Raw genomic sequence first — 20242 nt, 5'->3', positions numbered from 1 at the left:
AAAAGCCGTTCAGTTTGTCACCTTCCAAAGCGGCGACAAAAGCTGTAGATAGCCCCGCATGAGCGAAAACACCACCGATATTGTGCCAGCGGCAGACAATGCCGATACGCGTCCGAATACGCGCAAGGTTTTTGTCAAAACCTATGGCTGCCAGATGAATGTCTATGATAGCCAGCGCATGGCCGACAGCCTTGCAGCGGAAGGCTATGTCGCGACCGATACGCCCGACGATGCCGATCTGGTGCTGCTGAACACTTGCCATATTCGCGAAAAGGCGTCGGAGAAGCTCTATTCTGCGCTCGGACGCCTGCGCAAGATGAAGGACGCGCGGCAAGCCAATGGCAAGGAACTGACTATCGGTGTCGCGGGCTGTGTGGCGCAGGCCGAAGGGCAGGAAATTCTGCGCCGTGCGCCGAATGTCGATCTGGTGATCGGACCGCAGACCTATCATCGCTTGCCCAATGCGCTGGCGCGGGTGCGCGGCGGCGAAAAGGTCGTCGAAACCGACTATGCGCTTGAAGACAAGTTCGAACATCTGCCGTCGCCGAAGCGCGAAGAAACCCGCAAGCGTGGCGTTTCCGCTTTCCTGACGGTGCAGGAAGGCTGCGACAAGTTCTGCACCTTCTGTGTGGTGCCCTATACGCGTGGTTCGGAAGTCTCGCGCAGCGTCAGGCAGATCGTGGCGGAAGCCGAACGTCTTGCGGATAGCGGTGTGCGGGAACTGACCTTGCTTGGCCAGAACGTCAATGCCTGGCATGGCGAAGGCGACGATGGCCGTGAATGGGGGCTCGGCGAATTGCTGTTCCGCCTCGCGCGCATTCCGGGTGTGGCGCGCCTGCGTTACACGACCAGCCATCCGCGTGATATGGATGACAGCCTGATCGCCGCGCATCGCGACCTGCGCCAGCTGATGCCTTATCTGCATCTGCCGGTCCAGTCCGGCTCGGACCGTATTCTCAAGGTGATGAACCGCCGTCACAAGGCGGACGAATATCGACGCCTGATCGAGCGCATCCGCGCGGTGCGTCCGGATATGGCGCTGTCGGGCGATTTCATCGTCGGCTTCCCGGGCGAGACCGATCAGGATTTCGAAGATACGATGCAGCTGGTGCGCGACGTGAATTACGCGCAGGCCTATTCGTTCAAATATTCGCCGCGTCCGGGTACGCCCGGTGCAGATCTTTCTGATCATGTGGAAGAGGCGGTGAAGGACGAGCGGCTCCAGCGCCTGCAGGCTTTGCTGTCGGAACAGCAATATGCGTTCCAGGAATCCTTGATCGGTCGCGAGATGGACGTGCTTCTGGAAAAGCCCGGCCGTCAGGCAGGACAGATGGTGGGACGCTCGCCTTGGCTCCTTCCGGTGATCATCGATGACAATGATGATCAGGTCGGCGACATCATTCATGTGAAAATCATTTCCACTGGGACCAATAGCCTTATTGCGCAAAAACTGGCGTGAAGGCATGATACCGTTCAGGCAGATGGTTCGGCGCTTGAGTCTCGTGCCGATAATCCTGTCGGGCCGATGATCCCGTCGGAACTGTGATTGCAATGCGTGAACTCTTGAGGAGATACGGTTGAGCGCCACGGAAAAGCTGAGACCTGCCAAGCCAACCACTCTAACGCAAAAAAGCCCGACGACCGGGGCCTCGGATATGGCCCATATCGTGCTCACTTTCGACAACAACCGCCTGGCCAGTGCGCTTTACGGTCAGTTCGACGAAAATCTGGCACGGATCGAGCAAAAGCTCGGTGTCGATGTTCGCTCCAAGGGCAACCAGCTCTCGATCCGGGGCGAGCCGACCGCGACCGAACAGGCGCGGCGCACGCTCGATCACCTTTATGAAACCGTGCAGAAAGGTCATGAACTGACACCATCGGATGTCGATGGCGCCTTGCGCATGGCCATTGCCGCTGATGATCAGCTGGATCTGCCGACGCTGGAAAACAAGGGCAAACTATCCGCTGCCCAGATTTCCACGCGCAAGAAGACGATCTTTGCGCGCACGCCGACGCAGGACGCCTATATGCGGGCGCTTGATCGCTCCGAACTGGTGTTCGGTGTCGGTCCTGCCGGTACGGGCAAGACCTATCTGGCCGTCGCCCATGCCGCCATGCTACTGGAACGCGGTCTGGTGGAGCGGATCATCCTGTCCCGCCCGGCTGTTGAAGCCGGTGAACGCCTTGGCTTTCTGCCGGGTGACATGAAGGAAAAGGTCGATCCGTACCTGCGTCCGCTCTATGACGCGCTTTACGACATGATGCCCGCCGAAAAGGTCGAGCGGGCCATCACGGCGGGCGTCATCGAAATCGCGCCGCTGGCCTTCATGCGCGGGCGCACACTGGCCCATTCGGCAGTCATTCTCGATGAAGCGCAGAACACGACATCCATGCAGATGAAAATGTTCCTGACGCGTCTCGGTGAAGGATCGCGGATGATTGTGACAGGCGATCCAAGCCAGATCGATCTTCCACCCGGTCAGAAATCCGGGCTTGTCGAAGCGCTTCGCGTGCTGGACGATGTGGAAAGCGTCATCAAGGTGCGGTTCACCGAAAAGGACGTGGTGCGACATCCGTTGGTGGCGGCAATCGTCAACGCCTATGACCGCGATGCCAAAACGCATGTCCAGCAGCCGGTCCGTCCAGAATAGGGCACCCGAATAAACGGGCATCTATTCGATGCAAGGGACTTGCATTCGATCGTTGGAATGACGATTTACAAAAAAGCTGTCTGCCTTTTTGGGGCAGACGGCTTTCGAACAACTGAAAGGACGAAGCGGCTTGCTGTCACGGGAAGCCGCCGCAGAACGTGTCAGACAACGCGATCCATATCGATATAACAATCGAAGCCGGTAACTGGCCGGATGAAACAACACTCGAAGGACTTGTCAGAAAGTCTGTCGAAGCGGCATGGGCCAATCTTGCCCTGGAAGATGCCGACAGTGAGTTGAGCGTCGTCTTTACCGACGATGCGTCCATTCAGGCGCTGAATGCCGAATGGCGCGGCAAGGACAAGCCAACCAATGTGTTGTCGTTTCCTGCCTTTCCGGTCAAGGCCGGTGCGCAGCCGGGACCGATGCTGGGCGATATCGTCATCGCTCGCGAAACCGTGGAGCGCGAAGCGGTTGAAGAAGGCAAGCCTCTCGACCATCACCTCTCGCATCTTGTCGTGCATGGATTCCTGCATCTTTTGGGATACGACCATGAAACCGACGAGGAAGCAGAGGAAATGGAACGCCGCGAGGTCGAGATTCTTCATGCTATTGCCATCCCTGACCCTTATGCTGTATCCCAAGAGACCATTAACAACGATTGACCATGACTGATCAAACCTCACAACCTCCGTCCGCTGGCGAGAATCGCAGCGAGACTCAAGACGCCGAAGGGCAAAGTACGCAGCGGCCTGTAGTGGCCGAAAAGCGATCCCTTCTGTCGAATATTTTCCCTTTCATCCGCTCACGACAGCAATCTTCCTTGCGTGAAGATCTGGCCGATGCCCTGTCAAGCACGGCAAGCGAACAGGATTCCGCTTTCTCGCCTGAAGAAAAGGCGATGCTGCACAATATCCTGCGCCTGCGTGAAATCCGCGTCGAAGACGTGATGATTCCGCGCGCGGATGTTGAGGCGGTGGAAATTTCCACGCCGCTTTGGGAACTGCTGGAACTCTTTGAGGAATCCGGCCACTCCCGCATGCCGGTCTATGCCGAAACGCTGGACGACCCGCGCGGCATGATCCATATCCGCGACGTTCTGAATTTCATCACCGGTCAGGCGCGCCAGAAAACACCGAACAGTGCGGTGACCGAGACGTCTGCGACGGCAACGCCGCCGAAATTCGATATGAGCCGCGTCGATCTCACCAAGACGATTGGCGAGCTTGATCTCACGCGTAAGGTGCTGTTCGTGCCGCCGTCGATGATGGCAAGCGGCCTGATGGCGCGCATGCAGGCAACCCATATCCAGATGGCGCTGGTCATCGACGAATATGGCGGCACCGATGGTCTTGTCTCGCTGGAAGACATTGTCGAAATGGTGGTCGGCGATATTGAAGACGAGCATGACGACGAAGAAATCATGATCGCCGAGGAAGCCGATGGCGTGTTCGTCGTCGATGCGCGTGCCGATCTGGACGAATTTGCCGCCAAGATCGGCCCCTCTTTCGAGGTGGGCGAGCATGGCGAGGATGTCGACACGGTTGGCGGCCTGATCTTTTCCGTATTGGGTCGGATTCCGGTTCGCGGCGAGGTGGTGCAGGCTGTGCCGGGCTACGAATTCCACGTGTTGGAAGTCGATCCGCGCCGCGTGAAGAAGGTGCGCATCGTGCCGCTTTCCGCTGCGGACCACCGCAGCGAGCAGCACGCCGTCGTCACCACTAAGCCTGAAGCGCAGTCACCGGCTACGGTCGAAGGCACTGAAACCTTCAAAGAGGCCTGATGATCGAAAGGCTTGCGGGCAGGATCATTCTTTCGAGCGGCTGGCGTCGTGCGCTGGCCGCTTTTTTGAGTGGCGCGTTCGCGACCTTGACCCAGCCGCCCTTTGATCTCTTCATTGCCGGTTTCGTTTCCTTTCCGATCCTTGTCTGGCTGATCGACGGCGCTTTGGCGCGCGCCGATGCAGGTCCGATCCGTCGTGTTCTGCCCGCCGCAATGGTCGGCTGGTGGTTCGGCTTCGGCTATTTCGTCTCCGGCCTCTGGTGGATCGGGACGGCCCTTCTGGTCGATGCAGACCAGTTCGCCTGGGCTCTGCCGCTGGCCGTTCTGGGCCTGCCTGCCTTTCTGGCGATTTTCTATGCCTTCGCGACCATGGCTGCGCGCATCTTCTGGTCCGACGGGCTGGGGCGTATTTTTGCGCTCGCCTTCGGTTTCGCGCTTGCGGAATGGTTGCGCACCTTCCTGCTGACCGGTTTTCCGTGGAGCGCCATCGGCTATGCGGCGATGCCGGTGCCCGTGCTGATGCAGTCGGTCGCCGTGGTTGGCCTTGTCGGCATGAGCGCGCTGGCCGTGTTCATCTTCGCATCGCCCGCCTTGCTGATCGGCGGACGGTTTGCGAGAAGCGGTATCGCTCTCGCCATCCTTCTGGCCGCAGCCCATGTCGGCTTTGGCGCGTGGACCTTGTCCCAGGCGCCCGCCGTCAGCGATGAGAAGGGCATGGTCAATATCCGCATCGTGCAGCCCTCGATCGCACAGAGCCTCAAATGGGACAATGCCGAACGGCGCTCGATCTTCGACAAGTTGATTGCTTTGACGGCGCAAACACCCGCCGACGGCAAGCCGAAGCCCGATGTCATCATCTGGCCTGAAACCGCAGTGCCCTATATTCTGACGTCGACGCCGGAAGCGCTGGCCCAGATCGGCAATACATTGCAGGACGGTCAGGTGCTGTTGACCGGGGCCGTACGCGAGGAGAAGGCGGTAGGCAATGGCGAGCCGCGCTATTATAATTCCATCTATACGATCAATGACCGCGGTGAGATTACGGATGCCGCCGACAAGGTGCATCTTGTTCCGTTTGGCGAATATCTGCCGTTCGAAAGCTTTCTGCGCAGTCTGGGGCTTCAGGAAGTGGTCGAAATGCCGGGCGGCTTTACCGCCGGTTCGTCGCGGCGTCTTTTGAATGTCAGGCCGGGGCAGACGTTTCTGCCGCTTATCTGCTACGAAGCGATTTTCCCGGACGAGCTTGGTTTTTCCGGCGCGCAGTCGAGCGCGCCCAACGCCATCATCAATGTTACAAATGATGCCTGGTACGGCGACACGCCGGGGCCCTACCAGCATTTCAGGCAGGCGCAGGTTCGCGCTGTCGAGCAGGGCCTGCCGCTGGTGCGCGCGGCCAATAACGGGCTTTCGGCGGTAACGGATTCTTACGGTCGAATCACTGAGGGCCTTGCGCTGGACGCGGTTGGCGTTATCGATGCTTCCCTACCGTCAGCTCGTGCACCATTTTGGGGCACCGCTCCTGGAGCGAAACAGACGATTTCGATCCTGTTAACCTTACTCGTTGTCAACGCTGCTTTCAGGGTGTCATTCCGCAGGCGTTTTCATTGACACGGCAATTTTGTTAAGATGTTATACCGGCGCGGTGACGGTTGCCACGTGCGAAATCGTGCGAAACGCGTCAGACTACCTCCCACAACGTGATGTTATCCCTGTTCCGATGAACAGTACATGAATGAAAGCTCGCAGCCGCGAGGAGTGACAGCTGTATGATTGAGAATAAAAAGAAGCCCAACCCAATCGACGTCCATGTCGGCAGCCGCATTCGTCTCCGTCGCAATATGCTGGGCCTCAGTCAGGAAAAGCTTGGCGAGAATCTGGGCATCACGTTTCAGCAGATTCAAAAATACGAGAAGGGCACTAATCGCGTCGGCGCCAGCCGCCTTCAGGCGATATCCGCCATTCTCAACGTTCCGGTTTCCTTTTTCTTCGAAGATGCACCGGGATCGAACCCTGTCGGCCAGGAGGGTTTTGCCGAGGATAATGAAGCGACCTATGTGGTCGATTTCCTGAATTCCAATGAAGGCGTCCAGCTTACCCGCGCGTTCACGAAGATTTCAGATCCGAAAGTACGCCGCAAAATCATCGATCTGGTGAAGTCTCTGGCTGCTGACGCCGAGTAAGCAATCCGCTGTTACACCCTGCATTTCGGCGGTTTATTCGCCTTTTTCTCCTTTTGACGGTGGCTTTTGCGACCGTGGGAATGAATTTTTCCGGCTGCGCCCTGTCGCGATACGAAAATGCATTGACGGTTCGATCCTAACTTCGCTAACACTTTGGCGCGCCCGGAAAGTTCCGGGCGCTACTGTGTTTCCTAGGCGGAGATGTTCTCCGTTGGATTTTCAAGAGGGGTTACCCGTGTCGCGCAGTTCTTATCTCTTCACCAGCGAATCTGTGTCTGAAGGACACCCGGACAAGGTTTGCGACCGCATCTCCGATGAAATCGTCGACATGATCTATAAGGAAGCGCGCCGCACCGGCGTGGATCCGTGGTCTGTCCGTGTTGCCTGTGAAACGCTTGCCACCACCAATCGCGTGGTGATTGCCGGCGAAGTCCGCGTGCCGGAGACTTTCCTGAAGAAGAACAAGGACGGCTCGATCGCCAAGGACGCCGCTGGCCATCCGCTGATCAATCCTGCCCGCTTCCGTTCGGCAGCGCGCAAGGCGATCCGCGAAATCGGCTACGAGCAGGACGGCTTTCACTGGAAGACAGTGAAGATCGACGTGCTTCTGCATCCGCAGTCCGCCGATATTGCGCAGGGCGTGGACAATGCTGCCGACCGTCAGGGCGAAGAAGGCGCCGGCGATCAGGGCATCATGTTCGGCTATGCCTGCCGCGAAACACCCGATCTGATGCCTGCCCCGATCTATTATTCGCACAAGATTCTCGAAAAGCTGTCCGAAGCGCGCCATAAGGGCGAAGGCGATGCGGGCAAGCTTGGCCCGGACGCCAAGAGCCAGGTCACGGTACGCTACGAAAACGGCAAGGCTGCGGAAGTCACGCAGATCGTGCTCTCGACGCAGCATCTCGACGCCAGCTGGGATTCCAAGAAGGTCCGTTCGGTTGTCGAGCCTTATATCCGCGATGCGCTGGGCGATCTGCCGATTGCTGCCAACTGCAACTGGTACATCAACCCGACCGGCAAATTCGTCATTGGCGGCCCGGACGGCGATGCTGGCCTGACCGGCCGCAAGATCATCGTCGACACTTACGGCGGTGCGGCTCCGCATGGCGGCGGCGCATTCTCCGGCAAGGACACGACCAAGGTTGACCGTTCGGCTGCTTATGCTGCGCGTTATCTGGCCAAGAATGTCGTGGCGGCCAATCTTGCCGACCGCTGCACGATCCAGCTTTCCTACGCCATCGGCGTTGCACAGCCGCTGTCGGTCTATGTCGATCTGCATGGCACAGGCAAGGTTGCGGAAGCCGCTGTTGAAGAAGCGCTCCGTGAAGTGATGGACCTGTCGCCGACGGGTATCCGCAAGCATCTCGACCTCAACAAGCCGATCTATGCCAAGACCTCGTCTTACGGTCATTTCGGCCGCAAGCCGGGCCGTGACGGTTCCTTCTCCTGGGAGAAGACCGATCTTACGAAGGCTTTGAAGGCATCCGTCGCTTAAAGCCTGTTCCAAAAGTGCCCTGTGTGGCTGCAAATGGCAATTTGAGATTAGCATTCGCATAATCTGAACCGAAAAGTCTGCAACTTTTCGGGATTATGCGAGGCTTCCGGTGCTCACGTACCTTAAGTACGCTCCGCTCCGGTACTCGAAAATCACCATTTTCGCACACACATGCCGCTTTTTGATTCAGGCTTTAAATGGCAGAGCGGCGAGAGCAAAAGTTGCATCACAGAGCGCTAGGCGTTATGTGTCCGGGCAGAATTCAGAGAGCGCGATTTCAAATCGCGCTCTTTGTTTGTGTTGTTAAACTGCATTTGCAGGCCGACGGATAAAACATGACCGAAGAAACCCATCCTCTGCGCGGTGCCGGAAACTTTTTTGGCCGTCGTCACGGCAAGCCGTTGCGCAGCCATCAGCGGAACCTGTTCGAGGACCTTCTGCCCGAGCTGAAGCTCGACCTTGCCAAGCCTGCGCCGGAGGACCTGCGCGCGCTGTTCCCCGTGGCGGTTGATGCCGTGCGCATGGAAATCGGCTTTGGCGGCGGCGAACATCTCCATCATGAAACGGGCCGCTATCCGCAGACGGGTTTCATCGGCGTCGAGCCTTTCGTCAATGGCATGGCCAAGATGCTGGCGGCGCTCGATCAGGAGCCGCGCCCCAATATGCGGCTTTACGATGAGGACGCGACGGCGGTTCTCGACTGGCTGCCCGATGCATCGCTATCCGGTATCGACCTGTTCTATCCCGATCCGTGGCACAAGCGCCGTCACTGGAAGCGCCGTTTTGTCAGCGACGCCAATCTGGATCGCTTTGCCCGCGTTTTGAAACCCGGTGCAAAATTCCGTTTCGCTTCGGATATCGAACATTATGTGAACTGGACGCTGCAGCATTGTCGTCGTCACGATGCTTTCGACTGGCAGGCGGAAGGGCCGTCGGACTGGAACGAGGCCTATGAGGGCTGGCCCGGAACGCGCTATGAGGCAAAGGCCTTCCGTGAGGGCCGCAAGGCTGCCTATCTGACATTTATCCGACGTTGAATTTCATGACCGAAGCGGGACTTGAAAAAATCCGCTTCCGCTGGTATATATCTCTCAAATTCTTGGTCGAACGAACAAGAGTGGGTCCGTCCGGTCCCGCTCTTTTTTGTTACTTGGAGCTGAGAAATAGAGGTTTTTCGACCCCTTCGAGAGGTTTAGAGTTGACGGAACAGGTTCAGGCAAACGAAGCAGAGACGCCGGAAGTGGCTGCGGATGAGCGCATCATTCGCGAAACGGGCATCGACGCGAAAGTGGCAGGCATTGTTGAGCCGGTGCTCAATACGCTAGGCTTTCGTCTTGTGCGCGTGCGGCTATCCGGTCTCAATGGCCAGACCTTGCAGATCATGGCCGAGCGTCCCGACGGCACGATGACCGTCGACGATTGCGAGCTGGTCAGCCGCACGGTCGCGCCGGTGCTCGATGTCGAGGACCCGATCAGCGGCAAGTATCATCTGGAAATCTCGTCGCCGGGCATTGATCGTCCGCTGGTGCGCAAGTCGGATTTCGCCGACTGGGCAGGCCATATCGCCAAGGTGGAAACTTCCATCATACATGAAGGCCGCAAGAAATTCCGCGGTCGTATCGTGCTGGGCGATGCCGAGACCGTGGTGATCGAAAGCGATCAGGTGTCTTACGGCAATGAACCGGTCGTGCGCATTCCCTTCGACGTGATTTCGGATGCGCGTCTGGTTCTGACCGACGATCTAATCCGTGATGCGCTGCGCAAGGACAAGGCCCTTCGCGAAGGCCGCATCCCCGGAGATGATCTGGGTGATGCGCCGGAAGAGGCGGCGACAGAAGATACGGCTGACGAGAAATAAGCCGACGAAACAAGTTTCAGGCATTCGGCGCAAGGAGAAGCCGGGTGCGACACCAAGGAGAGACCTATGGCAGTCAGTGCTAACAGGCTGGAACTTCTGCAGATCGCCGATGCGGTCGCACGCGAGAAGTCGATTGACCGCGAGATCGTTCTTGCGGCCATGGCCGATGCGATCCAGAAGGCAGCGCGTTCGCGTTACGGTCAGGAAAGCAATATCCGCGCCGACATCAATGCGAAGTCCGGCGAGATCAAGCTTCAGCGTCTGCTCGAAGTGGTCGAGAATGTCGAAGACTACGCCACGCAGATTTCGCTGTTCACCGCACGTGACCGCAACCCGGATGCGCAGATCGGCGACTTCATCGCCGACCAGCTGCCGCCGATGGATTTCGGTCGTATCGCTGCCCAATCCGCCAAGCAGGTCATCGTGCAGAAAGTGCGCGAAGCCGAGCGCGACCGCCAGTTTGACGAATATAAGGACCGCGTTGGCGAAATCGTTAACGGCACCGTGAAGCGCGTCGAATATGGCAATGTGATCGTGGATCTGGGCCGTGGCGAAGCCATCGTACGCCGTGATGAACTGATCCCGCGCGAAGCTTTCCGCTATGGCGACCGTATCCGCGCCTATGTTTACGACGTGCGTCGCGAACAGCGTGGCCCGCAGATTTTCCTGTCGCGCACCCATCCGCAGTTCATGGCGAAGCTCTTCACCATGGAAGTGCCGGAAATTTATGATGGCATCATCGAGATCAAGTCCGTCGCCCGTGATCCGGGTTCGCGCGCCAAGATCGCCGTGGTTTCGCGCGATGCGTCCATCGACCCGGTCGGCGCCTGCGTTGGTATGCGCGGTTCGCGTGTTCAGGCCGTTGTGGCTGAACTTCAGGGCGAAAAGATCGACATCATTCCGTGGTCGCCTGATGCGGCTTCCTTCATCGTCAACGCGCTTCAGCCTGCTGAAGTTGCCAAGGTTGTTCTCGATGAAGATGCGGAACGTATTGAAGTTGTCGTCCCGAATGACCAACTATCACTTGCGATCGGTCGTCGCGGCCAGAATGTCCGCCTCGCATCGCAGCTCACCGGTTGGGACATCGACATTCTGACGGAGGACGAAGAGTCCGAACGTCGTCAGAAGGAATTCACCGAGCGTTCGAACCTGTTCATGGAAGCCCTCGACGTCGACGAAATGGTCGGTCAGGTTCTGGCCTCCGAAGGCTTCGCCTCGATTGAAGAACTGGCTTATGTCGAGCCGGGTGAAATCGCGTCCATCGACGGTTTCGATGACGATACGGCTTCTGAAATCCAGCAGCGCGCCCGTGAATATCTGGATCGCCTCGAAGGTGAACTGGATGCGCGCCGCAAGGAGCTGGGCGTCGAAGACGAACTGCGTGAATTGCCGAACCTCACCACCGCCATGCTGGTTGCTGTCGGTGAAGACGGCGTGAAGTCGATCGAAGACTTTGCCGGTTACGCTGTTGACGATCTCGTCGGCTGGCGTGAGCGCAAGGATGGCGACACTGTCGCTCATAGCGGCATTCTCTCGTCCTTCGATGTTTCGCGCGTCGATGCCGAACAGATGATCCTGACTGCCCGCCTCAAGGCTGGCTGGATCACGGAAGAAGAGCTGGCAGCAGCCGCTCAGGAAGAAGCCGAAGCGGAAGTCGAGGCTGAAGCCGGTGAAGAAGAAGCTGCTTCGTAAGAAGCGCTGAAAAGTTCTGGGGCCGCATGGGTTCTTACGTCTGAAGCAATTCAGGCGTAAGCTATGCGGCCTCGAGCATCTCCAGCAAAAGTGCGAAGCGGTTTTGCGCCCGGCGATGCGGAAAGACAAAAAATGGAGCGGCTCAATGAAATTGAAACCGCTCCAACAATTGATGTGATGCCAGAAATGGGTCTCATTTGCCGGTTTCGGTAAGGCTGATCGGGTTTCAGTGGGCTTTCCGCGACGTTTCGGGTTGTGGCGAGGCCCCGGCTCTGGTACAGCGCCACGCGTTGCGTTTGATATGTCGGGTGAGGTTACAAACCGCCTGATTTGAGAACAAAGCGGCGGAAGCGTTGCCAGTTTTGAAGTTGAGTACAAGTCCGTATATGGCAGAGCGGGAGTTTGCGTGGAGCCGGATATGAATGACAGAACCTGTATCGTCACGCGCGAAAGCGGTTCTGCCGATGACATGATCCGCTTTGTGGCAGGGCCAGACGGTTCCGTGGTGCCGGACTTGAAAAGAAACCTGCCAGGCAGGGGGTGCTGGGTCAAGGCCGAGCGCCGTCTGGTGGATGAAGCGATCAAGCGCAAGCTTTTTGCGCGGGCGCTGAAGGAAGACGTGACGCCGCAGGCAGATCTTGGCGCGCTGGTGGACCAGCTGCTGACGAAATCCGCTCTGGGCAGTCTGGCCTTGGCCCGCAAGGCTGGTGCCGTGGTGACGGGTTCGACCAAGGTGGATCAGGCGATCCGCACGGGTGCCGCCGCCATGGTGCTGCATGCGACGGAAGCCGCAGCCGATGGTGTGCGCAAGCTCGATCAGGCAAGGCGCGCCGTGGTGCATCTTGATGGCCCCGAAATCCCCGCCTTCACCCTTTTTACGGGAGAAGAAATGGATTTGGCATTTGGGGGCGGAAATGTGATACATGCAGCCGTGCTTGAAGGAAAGGCGGCTGTCGGGTTCGTAAAGCGGGCGCAATTGCTGCATCGCTATCGCGGTGAAAGCGCGACGGACTCGCATTAGAGCATGATCCCGGAGGCTGGCAGGCCTCATACTGGATTATGCGAGGAAGTGGATGACTGGAGCATTATCCAACCCGACCAGGTCGCGTTGGATAATGCTCGAGTAGAGCGGCCGGAGCCGCGAAGGAAACGGAACGTAATGAGCGATAACACAAACGACGACAAGACGCTGGGCGTCACCCCCAAGAAGACCCTGACCATGAAGCGGCCGGGCGTCGAGCAGAGCACCGTGCGCCAGAATTTCAGCCACGGCCGCACCAAGGCTGTCGTCGTTGAAACCAAGAAGCGCAAGTTCTCGCGCCCGGACGACAAGCCGGAAGCGGAAGCGGCGGCTCCAAAGCCTGCCGCGGCCTCCGCTGCGCCTGCTGCTCAGCCGAAGGCGCCTGCAGCGCCTGCTGCCGCAGCCCCGGTTTCAAAGCCGCATGTTGCGCAGCAACAGCAGCGGCCTGTGCAGCAGCGTCCCAACCAGCAGGCTCCGCGTCCGCGCCCGACCGATCGCTCCGGCATGGTGCTGAACACGCTCTCGCGCTCCGAAATGGACGCACGCCGCCGCGCGCTTGAAGAAGCGCAGGTGCGTGAAGTCGAAGAACGCGCGCGTGCCGTCGAAGACGCCAAGCGTCGCGCCGAAGAAGATGCACGCCGCGCCAAGGAACGTGAAGAATCCGCACGCCGTCAGGCTGAGGAAGAAGCACGCGTCAAGGCCGAGGCTGAAGCCCGTCGCAAGGCTGAGGAAGAAGCGGCCAAGCGCGTTCCGCAGCCGGAAGCACGCGGCGAACAGCGCACCGAGCGTCGCGACGATTCGCGTGGCGCGCCGCAGGGCAACCGCCCGCAGCATGCTGGCCGTCCGCAGGGCAATCGTCCGCAGTCGGGTGCGCCGCGTCCAGTGCCTTCTCTGGCAGAAGCCGCTCCCGGACCGGGCAAGCCGCTCCCGCAGAGCCAGCTTCGCAAGGCGGGCCAGTCCGGCGATGACGATGATCGTCGTGGCGGCAGCCCGATGGCGGCCCGTCGTGGCACACCGGCCAAGCCGGAAGTGCGCGCACCGAAGGTGGTCAAGACGGAAGACGATCGCCGTCGCGGCAAGCTGACGATCTCCAGCAATCTGGAAGACGAAGGTCGTTCGCGTTCGCTGTCGGCCATGCGTCGCCGTCAGGAAAAGTTCAAGCGTTCGCAGATGCAGGAAACCCGCGAGAAGATCTCTCGCGAAGTGACCGTGCCTGAAACCATTACGCTTCAGGAACTCGCACAGCGCATGACCGAGCGTTCGGTCGACATCATCAAATACCTGATGAAGCAGGGGCAGATGATGAAGCCGGGCGACGTGATCGACGCCGATATGGCGCAGCTCATTGCTGAAGAATTTGGCCACACCGTCAAGCGCGTTGCAGAATCGGACGTCGAAGAAGGTATCTTCAACGTTGCCGACAACGAGGCAGCACTGGTTTCCCGTCCTCCGGTCGTGACCATCATGGGTCACGTCGATCACGGCAAGACCTCGCTGCTCGATGCAATCCGTCACGCCAATGTGGTGTCGGGCGAAGCCGGTGGCATCACCCAGCATATCGGTGCTTATCAGGTCGAACAGAACGGCCAGAAGATCACCTTCATCGATACGCCGGGCCACGCTGCGTTTACCGCAATGCGTGCCCGCGGCGCGCAGGCGACTGACATTGCCATTCTCGTGGTGGCTGCCGATGACAGCGTGATGCCGCAGACGATTGAATCGATCAACCATGCCAAGGCAGCCGGTGTTCCGATCATTGTGGCGATCAACAAGATCGACAAGCCAACTGCCGATCCGCAGAAGGTTCGCACTGCCCTGTTGCAACACGATGTCTTCGTGGAATCCATGGGCGGTGAAGTGCTCGACGTGGAGGTGTCGGCCAAGAACAAGATCAACCTCGACAAGCTGCTCGAAGCAGTTCTGCTGCAGGCTGAAATCCTTGATCTCAAGGCGGATCCGAAGCGTACTGCCGAAGGTGTTGTCGTTGAAGCCCAGCTTGATCGTGGCCGTGGTTCGGTCGCAACCGTTCTGGTTCAGACCGGTACGCTGCATCCCGGTGACATTCTCGTCGCCGGAAGCGAATGGGGCCGCGTGCGCGCACTGGTCAACGACCATGGCGAGCATGTGAAGGAAGCCGGTCCTGCTATGCCGGTTGAGGTTCTGGGCCTTCAGGGCACGCCGCAGGCGGGCGACCGCTTTGCCGTGGTCGCCAATGAGGCCAAGGCGCGTGAAATCGCCGAATATCGTCAACGTCTGGCCCGCGACAAGGCTGTTGCACGCCAGTCCGGCGCACGCGGTTCGCTCGAACAGATGATGAGCCAGCTTCAGGTGAATGGCCTGAAGGAATTCCCGCTTGTCATCAAGGGTGACGTGCAGGGTTCGGTCGAAGCAATTATTTCGGCTCTCGACAAGCTCGGCACCGACGAAGTGCGCGCACGCATCGTCCATTCGGGCGCTGGTGGTATCACGGAAAGCGACGTGTCGCTGGCCGAAGCCTCCAATGCTGCGATCATCGGCTTCAACGTTCGCGCCAACAAGCAGGCACGCGACGCCGCCGAACAGCAGGGTATCGAAATTCGCTACTACAACATCATCTACGATCTGATCGATGATGTGAAGGCAGCGATGTCGGGCCTCCTGTCGCCAGAACGCCGCGAAACCTTCCTGGGTAATGCTGAGATTCTCGAAGTCTTCAACATCACCAAGGTCGGTAAGGTTGCCGGTTGCCGGGTTGTTGACGGAAAGGTTGAACGCGGTGCAGGCGTTCGCCTCATTCGCGACAACGTGGTCATCCACGAAGGCAAGCTCAAGACGCTCAAGCGCTTCAAGGACGAAGTGCAGGAAGTGCCGATGGGCCAGGAATGCGGTATGGCGTTCGAAAACTATGACGACATTCGCGCAGGCGACACGATCGAAGCGTTCCGCGTCGAACACGTTTCGCGCACGCTCTAATAGCTTTGGCCGGACCGTCCGCTAGGGACGGTCCGGCTTTTTCATTGCCCGGTTCCGAGGGTCTGACTCCCATCTGAATTGTGGTAAGTTACGCCCATAATTTTAAAGTCATGTTGTCGGACAGCCTACGGGGCTGAATACCGGTTGGTGGCTGTTTATCGAGGATATAGCTATGGCACGTTCTCCGGACCCGAAAGGCTCAGGCGGCCTTTCCCAGCGCCAGCTTCGCGTTGGCGAACAGGTGCGTCATGCATTGGCGCAATTGCTGCAGCGCGGTGAAATCCGTGACGATCTGCTCGAGCGCACCGTCATTTCCGTTTCGGAAGTGCGCATGTCGCCCGATCTGAAGATCGCCACCTGTTTCATCATGCCACTTGGCAATGTTGATCCGCAAGCAATCGTCAAGGCATTGGCCGCAAACGCGAAATTCATTCGCGGACGCATGGCGCCGGTCCTTGGCCAGATGAAATACATGCCGGAGTTCCGCTTTCGCTCCGACACGAGTTTCGACAATTTTTCGAAGATCGACGCCCTCCTGCGTTCGCCGGAAGTGGCGCGCGATCTTTCGCATGACGATGAAGACGGCGAGGATGAAACCTCCCGCAATGGAGACGAATAAAGCATGGCAAGACGGGGTAAGAAAAAAGGCCGTCCGGTTTCCGGTTGGGTCATTTTCGACAAGCCGAAAGGTATGGGATCGACCGAAGCGGTCTCGAAGATCAAGTGGCTGTTCAACGCCGAGAAGGCCGGTCACGCCGGTACGCTCGACCCGCTCGCATCCGGCATGCTGCCCATTGCTCTGGGTGAAGCCACTAAGACCGTGCCTTATGTCATGGACGGAACCAAGGTCTATCGTTTCACGGTGACCTGGGGCGAAGAACGCTCGACCGACGATCTGGAAGGCCAGCCCACCAGAACCTCCGACAAGCGCCCGTCGCGGGCAGAGGTCGAGGCCCTGCTGCCGAACTATACCGGCGTCATCTCGCAGATCCCGCCGCAGTTCTCGGCCATCAAGATCGACGGCGAGCGCGCCTATGATCTGGCCCGTGAAGGCGAAACGGTTGAGATTCCGGCGCGTGAAGTCGAGATTGACCGTCTGGAGATCGTCGAATTCCACGACGATAACCGCACCTCGTTTGAAGTGGAGTGCTCCAAGGGCACCTATGTGCGCTCGCTGGCGCGCGACATGGGCCGCGATCTTGGCTGCTTCGGTCATATTTCTGACCTGCGCCGCATCGAGGTCGCGCCATTTACGGAAGAAGACTTTGTCACGCTTTCGGAACTGGAAGCCGTCTGGCCGCCGCTGCCGCCGAAGGACGAGGATGGCAATGGGGTCGAACCTGCGCCGCGCCGCGATTTTTCCGGCCTCGATGCGCTGGTGATCGATACGGGCGCAGCGCTTGACTGCCTGCCGCAGGTGCCGCTGACCGACGATCAGGCGCAGCGTGTTCGTCTTGGCAACCCGGTTATCCTGCGGGGCCGCGACGCCCCGCTGGAAGCCGATGAAGCCTGTGTCACGGCGCGCGGAAAACTGCTCGCCATCGGCTATATCGAGCATGGTCAGTTCAAGCCGAAGCGGGTTTTCACGGCTACCTAGAAAGTTCTGGCAATTGCTGGGGCATATTTGATGCTGGTATTCTTGCCGTTTTTGCACTATATGCCCCAACAGCGATCCCGCAGAAATGCAGATCAGATCGTGTAACTTGGCCCGCGCTGGACGACATCCCGGCCTGGGCGTCTGTTTTTCCTCTCATCAAGAAAGGGTGTACGATGTCGATTACTGCTGAGCGCAAGCAAGCACTTATCAAGGAATACGCCACCAAGGAAGGCGACACCGGTTCTCCTGAAGTTCAGGTTGCCGTTCTTTCCGAGCGTATCGCCAACCTCACCGAACACTTCAAGGGCCACAAGAATGACAATCATTCGCGTCGCGGCCTTCTGAAGCTGGTTTCGCAGCGCCGCCGTCTTCTTGACTATGTCAAGGGCGTGGACGCAGCGCGCTACCAGGCGCTGATCAGCCGTCTCGGCCTGCGCCGTTAACGGTAAATCGGGCGACGTGCTGAACGTCGCCCGTTTGATTTTGAAAGCATGTCCAGCAAAGGCGCGAAGCGGTTTGCGTCGGATAATGCGAAGAATAGGGCATGTGCCCTTATTTCCCGCCCCGGACCAACAAGCCCGGATCGGGTTGCCCGAGAGCCGAAAAGGCTCATGACATGGACCAGTCATGGGGCAGGATTGCAGGTAGTTCGGCGGGTATATCCCGAAAAGTTGCAGACTTTTCGGATGAGAGAATACCCCGGAAAAGTATGATCCCGAAAAGTGGGAACCGGTTTTCGGACAAGATCATACTATCAGGCTGAGCTTCCCGTTGTCTTGCCCGTGGCGTGTCCGCCAACCACGGAGATGCCTTAGCGCCTTGCGCGGCGTCTCCCTATGAGGACAAGATATGTTCAATACCCACAAAGTGGAAATCGAATGGGGCGGTCGTCCGCTCACGCTCGAAACCGGCAAGATCGCCCGTCAGGCTGACGGCGCAGTTCTCGCAACCTATGGTGAAACCGTCGTTCTGGCGACTGTCGTTTCTGCCAAGGAACCGAAGCCGGGCCAGGATTTCTTCCCGCTGACGGTCAATTATCAGGAAAAGACCTATGCTGCCGGCAAGATCCCCGGCGGTTACTTCAAGCGTGAAGGCCGTCCGAGCGAAAACGAAACCCTCGTTTCGCGCCTGATCGACCGTCCGATCCGTCCCCTCTTCGTTGACGGCTACAAGAACGACACGCAGGTTGTCATCACTGTCGTCCAGCACGATCTGGAAAACGATCCGGACGTTCTGTCGATGGTTGCCGCTTCCGCCGCGCTCACCATTTCGGGCGTGCCTTTCATGGGCCCGATCGGCGGCGCGCGCGTCGGCTACATCAATGGCGAATATGTTCTGAACCCGAATATCGACGAAATGCCGGAATCGAAGCTCGATCTGGTTGTCGCCGGTACGTCGGAAGCCGTGCTGATGGTTGAATCCGAAGCACAGGAACTTTCCGAAGAAGTCATGCTCGGCGCCGTCGTGTTCGGCCAGAAGGGCTTCCAGCCGGTCATCGAAGCAATCATCAAGCTTGCTGAAGTTGCTGCCAAGGAACCGCGCGACTTCCAGCCGGAAGATCTCTCGGCCCTCGAAGCCAAGATGCTGGCCGTTGTCGAAAACGACCTGCGCGACGCTTACAAGATCACTGAAAAGCAGGCCCGTTACGCCGCCGTTGATGCCGCCAAGGCAAAGGCGAAGGCGCATTTCTTCCCGGAAGGCGTGGAAGAAACGGAAATGTCGCCGGAACAGTTCGCGACCATTTTCAAGCATCTGCAGGCCAAGATTGTTCGCTGGAACATTCTCGATACCGGCACCCGCATCGACGGTCGCGATCTTTCGACCGTTCGTCCGATCGTTTCGGAAGTCGGCCTTCTGCCGCGCACCCACGGTTCGGCTCTGTTCACCCGCGGTGAAACGCAGGCTATCGTTGTCGCCACGCTCGGCACCGGCGAAGACGAACAGATGATCGACGCCCTGACCGGCACCTACAAGCAGCCTTTCATGCTGCACTACAACTTCCCGCCCTATTCGGTTGGTGAAACCGGTCGCATGGGTTCGCCGGGCCGTCGCGAAATCGGTCATGGCAAGCTCGCATGGCGCGCTATCCATCCGATGCTGCCTGCCGCCGAGCAGTTCCCGTACACGATCCGCGCTGTTTCGGAGATCACCGAATCCAACGGTTCGTCCTCGATGGCAACGGTTTGCGGCACGTCGCTGGCTCTGATGGACGCAGGCGTTCCGCTTGCCCGTCCGGTGGCCGGTATCGCCATGGGCCTCATCAAGGAAGGCGAACGCTTCGCCGTTCTCTCCGACATTCTCGGTGACGAAGATCACCTCGGCGACATGGACTTCAAGGTTGCCGGTACGGAAAACGGCATCACCTCGCTGCAGATGGACATCAAGATCGACGGTATCACCGAAGAGATCATGAAGGTCGCTCTGGAACAGGCCAAGGGCGGTCGCGTTCACATCCTCGGAGAAATGTCGAAGGCTCTGTCCACGTCGCGTGAAGAACTCGGCGAATTCGCTCCGCGCATCGAAGTGATGAACATCCCGACCGACAAGATCCGTGATGTTATCGGTTCGGGCGGCAAGGTCATCCGCGAAATCGTGGAAAAGACCGGCGCCAAGATCAACATCGAAGACGACGGCACGGTGAAGATCGCATCGTCGAACGGCAAGGAAATCGAAGCCGCCAAGAAGTGGATTCACTCGATTGTTGCCGAGCCGGAAGTCGGCGAAATCTACGAAGGCACGGTCGTCAAGACCGCTGACTTCGGCGCTTTCGTGAACTTCTTCGGCCCGCGTGACGGTCTGGTTCACATCTCGCAGCTCGCTTCCGACCGCGTTGCCAAGACCACCGATGTGGTCAAGGAAGGCCAGAAGGTCTGGGTCAAGCTGATGGGCTTCGACGAACGCGGCAAGGTTCGCCTGTCGATGAAGGTCGTCGATCAGGAAACCGGCAAGGAAGTTGCCCAGGAAAAGAAGGCGGAAGCAGACGCTGAATAAGCTCTGCATCGCTTGTGAAA

The 20242-nt window shown here is 58.7% G+C and carries 16 protein-coding genes; all 16 read left to right on the top strand.

All coding sequences use genetic code 11. The annotated features are described in order from the left end of the window. Positions 1–58: 58 nt before the first annotated feature. The 16 genes from miaB (at position 59) to pnp (ending at position 20222) form a co-directional block, all read left to right on the top strand. Positions 59–1459, top strand: coding sequence for a tRNA (N6-isopentenyl adenosine(37)-C2)-methylthiotransferase MiaB (gene miaB / locus JAU75_RS07260; protein ID WP_199055835.1), 1401 nt, complete (start codon positions 59–61; stop codon positions 1457–1459). 118 nt (positions 1460–1577) lie between these two features. Further along, a complete protein-coding gene (locus tag JAU75_RS07255; RefSeq protein WP_199055833.1) occupies positions 1578–2651 on the top strand; it encodes a PhoH family protein in 1074 nt (357 codons plus the stop codon). Between the two features lie 158 nt (positions 2652–2809). Then, the gene (ybeY, locus tag JAU75_RS07250; protein ID WP_199055831.1) at positions 2810–3316 is read left to right on the top strand and encodes an rRNA maturation RNase YbeY; all 507 of its coding nucleotides are present in this window, start codon (positions 2810–2812) and stop codon (positions 3314–3316) included. A gap of 2 nt (positions 3317–3318) precedes the next feature. Next, positions 3319–4434 (top strand): hemolysin family protein, encoded by a 1116-nt coding sequence (locus tag JAU75_RS07245; protein WP_199055826.1) that lies wholly within the window; start codon positions 3319–3321, stop codon positions 4432–4434. Continuing rightward, positions 4434–6041 (top strand): apolipoprotein N-acyltransferase, encoded by a 1608-nt coding sequence (lnt, locus tag JAU75_RS07240; protein ID WP_199055825.1) that lies wholly within the window; start codon positions 4434–4436, stop codon positions 6039–6041. The genes JAU75_RS07245 and lnt overlap by 1 nt, the downstream gene beginning before the upstream one ends. Before the next feature lie 158 nt (positions 6042–6199). Further along, positions 6200–6613: a helix-turn-helix domain-containing protein gene (locus JAU75_RS07235; protein WP_078337717.1), complete on the top strand. Its 414-nt coding sequence runs from the start codon at positions 6200–6202 to the stop codon at positions 6611–6613. A 235-nt stretch (positions 6614–6848) separates the two neighbouring features. Beyond that, positions 6849–8111 (top strand): methionine adenosyltransferase, encoded by a 1263-nt coding sequence (gene metK / locus JAU75_RS07230; RefSeq protein WP_199055824.1) that lies wholly within the window; start codon positions 6849–6851, stop codon positions 8109–8111. A 335-nt stretch (positions 8112–8446) separates the two neighbouring features. After that, entirely contained in the window at positions 8447–9148 is a 702-nt protein-coding gene (locus JAU75_RS07225) for a tRNA (guanosine(46)-N(7))-methyltransferase TrmB (RefSeq protein ID WP_199055823.1), read from the top strand. A 161-nt stretch (positions 9149–9309) separates the two neighbouring features. Continuing rightward, positions 9310–9969 (top strand): ribosome maturation factor RimP, encoded by a 660-nt coding sequence (gene rimP / locus JAU75_RS07220; RefSeq protein ID WP_199055822.1) that lies wholly within the window; start codon positions 9310–9312, stop codon positions 9967–9969. A 66-nt stretch (positions 9970–10035) separates the two neighbouring features. Then, complete coding sequence (gene nusA, locus JAU75_RS07215; protein WP_199055821.1) at positions 10036–11661, top strand: transcription termination factor NusA; 1626 nt, start codon at positions 10036–10038, stop codon at positions 11659–11661. Between the two features lie 418 nt (positions 11662–12079). Then, positions 12080–12682, top strand: a complete 603-nt coding sequence (locus tag JAU75_RS07210; RefSeq protein WP_199055820.1) for an RNA-binding protein — start codon at positions 12080–12082, stop codon at positions 12680–12682. 138 nt (positions 12683–12820) lie between these two features. After that, the gene (gene infB / locus JAU75_RS07205) at positions 12821–15634 is read left to right on the top strand and encodes a translation initiation factor IF-2 (RefSeq protein ID WP_199055818.1); all 2814 of its coding nucleotides are present in this window, start codon (positions 12821–12823) and stop codon (positions 15632–15634) included. 172 nt (positions 15635–15806) lie between these two features. Continuing rightward, a complete protein-coding gene (gene rbfA / locus JAU75_RS07200; RefSeq protein WP_199055817.1) occupies positions 15807–16253 on the top strand; it encodes a 30S ribosome-binding factor RbfA in 447 nt (148 codons plus the stop codon). Between the two features lie 3 nt (positions 16254–16256). After that, positions 16257–17231 carry a tRNA pseudouridine(55) synthase TruB gene (gene truB / locus JAU75_RS07195; RefSeq protein WP_199055816.1) on the top strand — a complete coding sequence of 325 codons (975 nt, stop codon included), beginning with the start codon at positions 16257–16259 and terminating at the stop codon, positions 17229–17231. A 173-nt stretch (positions 17232–17404) separates the two neighbouring features. Next, positions 17405–17674 carry a 30S ribosomal protein S15 gene (rpsO, locus tag JAU75_RS07190; protein ID WP_109370110.1) on the top strand — a complete coding sequence of 90 codons (270 nt, stop codon included), beginning with the start codon at positions 17405–17407 and terminating at the stop codon, positions 17672–17674. Positions 17675–18080: 406 nt separating this feature from the next. Beyond that, positions 18081–20222 (top strand): polyribonucleotide nucleotidyltransferase, encoded by a 2142-nt coding sequence (pnp, locus tag JAU75_RS07185; protein WP_199055815.1) that lies wholly within the window; start codon positions 18081–18083, stop codon positions 20220–20222. The last annotated feature ends 20 nt before the right edge of the window (positions 20223–20242 follow it).

The organism is Ochrobactrum sp. Q0168, from assembly GCF_016427605.1.
Classification (GTDB): Bacteria; Pseudomonadota; Alphaproteobacteria; order Rhizobiales; family Rhizobiaceae; genus Brucella.
The sequence above is the reverse complement of the archived record's forward strand: the minus strand, read 5'-3'. Positions and strand labels throughout refer to the sequence as shown.

Coding starts and splice junctions, on each gene's coding strand:
- miaB (WP_199055835.1), top strand. CDS start 59: ATGAGCGAAAACACCACCGATATTGTGCCAGCGGCAGACAATGCCGAT.
- JAU75_RS07245 (WP_199055826.1), top strand. CDS start 3,319: ATGACTGATCAAACCTCACAACCTCCGTCCGCTGGCGAGAATCGCAGC.
- lnt (WP_199055825.1), top strand. CDS start 4,434: ATGATCGAAAGGCTTGCGGGCAGGATCATTCTTTCGAGCGGCTGGCGT.
- JAU75_RS07235 (WP_078337717.1), top strand. CDS start 6,200: ATGATTGAGAATAAAAAGAAGCCCAACCCAATCGACGTCCATGTCGGC.
- JAU75_RS07225 (WP_199055823.1), top strand. CDS start 8,447: ATGACCGAAGAAACCCATCCTCTGCGCGGTGCCGGAAACTTTTTTGGC.
- nusA (WP_199055821.1), top strand. CDS start 10,036: ATGGCAGTCAGTGCTAACAGGCTGGAACTTCTGCAGATCGCCGATGCG.
- JAU75_RS07210 (WP_199055820.1), top strand. CDS start 12,080: ATGAATGACAGAACCTGTATCGTCACGCGCGAAAGCGGTTCTGCCGAT.
- infB (WP_199055818.1), top strand. CDS start 12,821: ATGAGCGATAACACAAACGACGACAAGACGCTGGGCGTCACCCCCAAG.
- rbfA (WP_199055817.1), top strand. CDS start 15,807: ATGGCACGTTCTCCGGACCCGAAAGGCTCAGGCGGCCTTTCCCAGCGC.
- truB (WP_199055816.1), top strand. CDS start 16,257: ATGGCAAGACGGGGTAAGAAAAAAGGCCGTCCGGTTTCCGGTTGGGTC.
- rpsO (WP_109370110.1), top strand. CDS start 17,405: ATGTCGATTACTGCTGAGCGCAAGCAAGCACTTATCAAGGAATACGCC.
- pnp (WP_199055815.1), top strand. CDS start 18,081: ATGTTCAATACCCACAAAGTGGAAATCGAATGGGGCGGTCGTCCGCTC.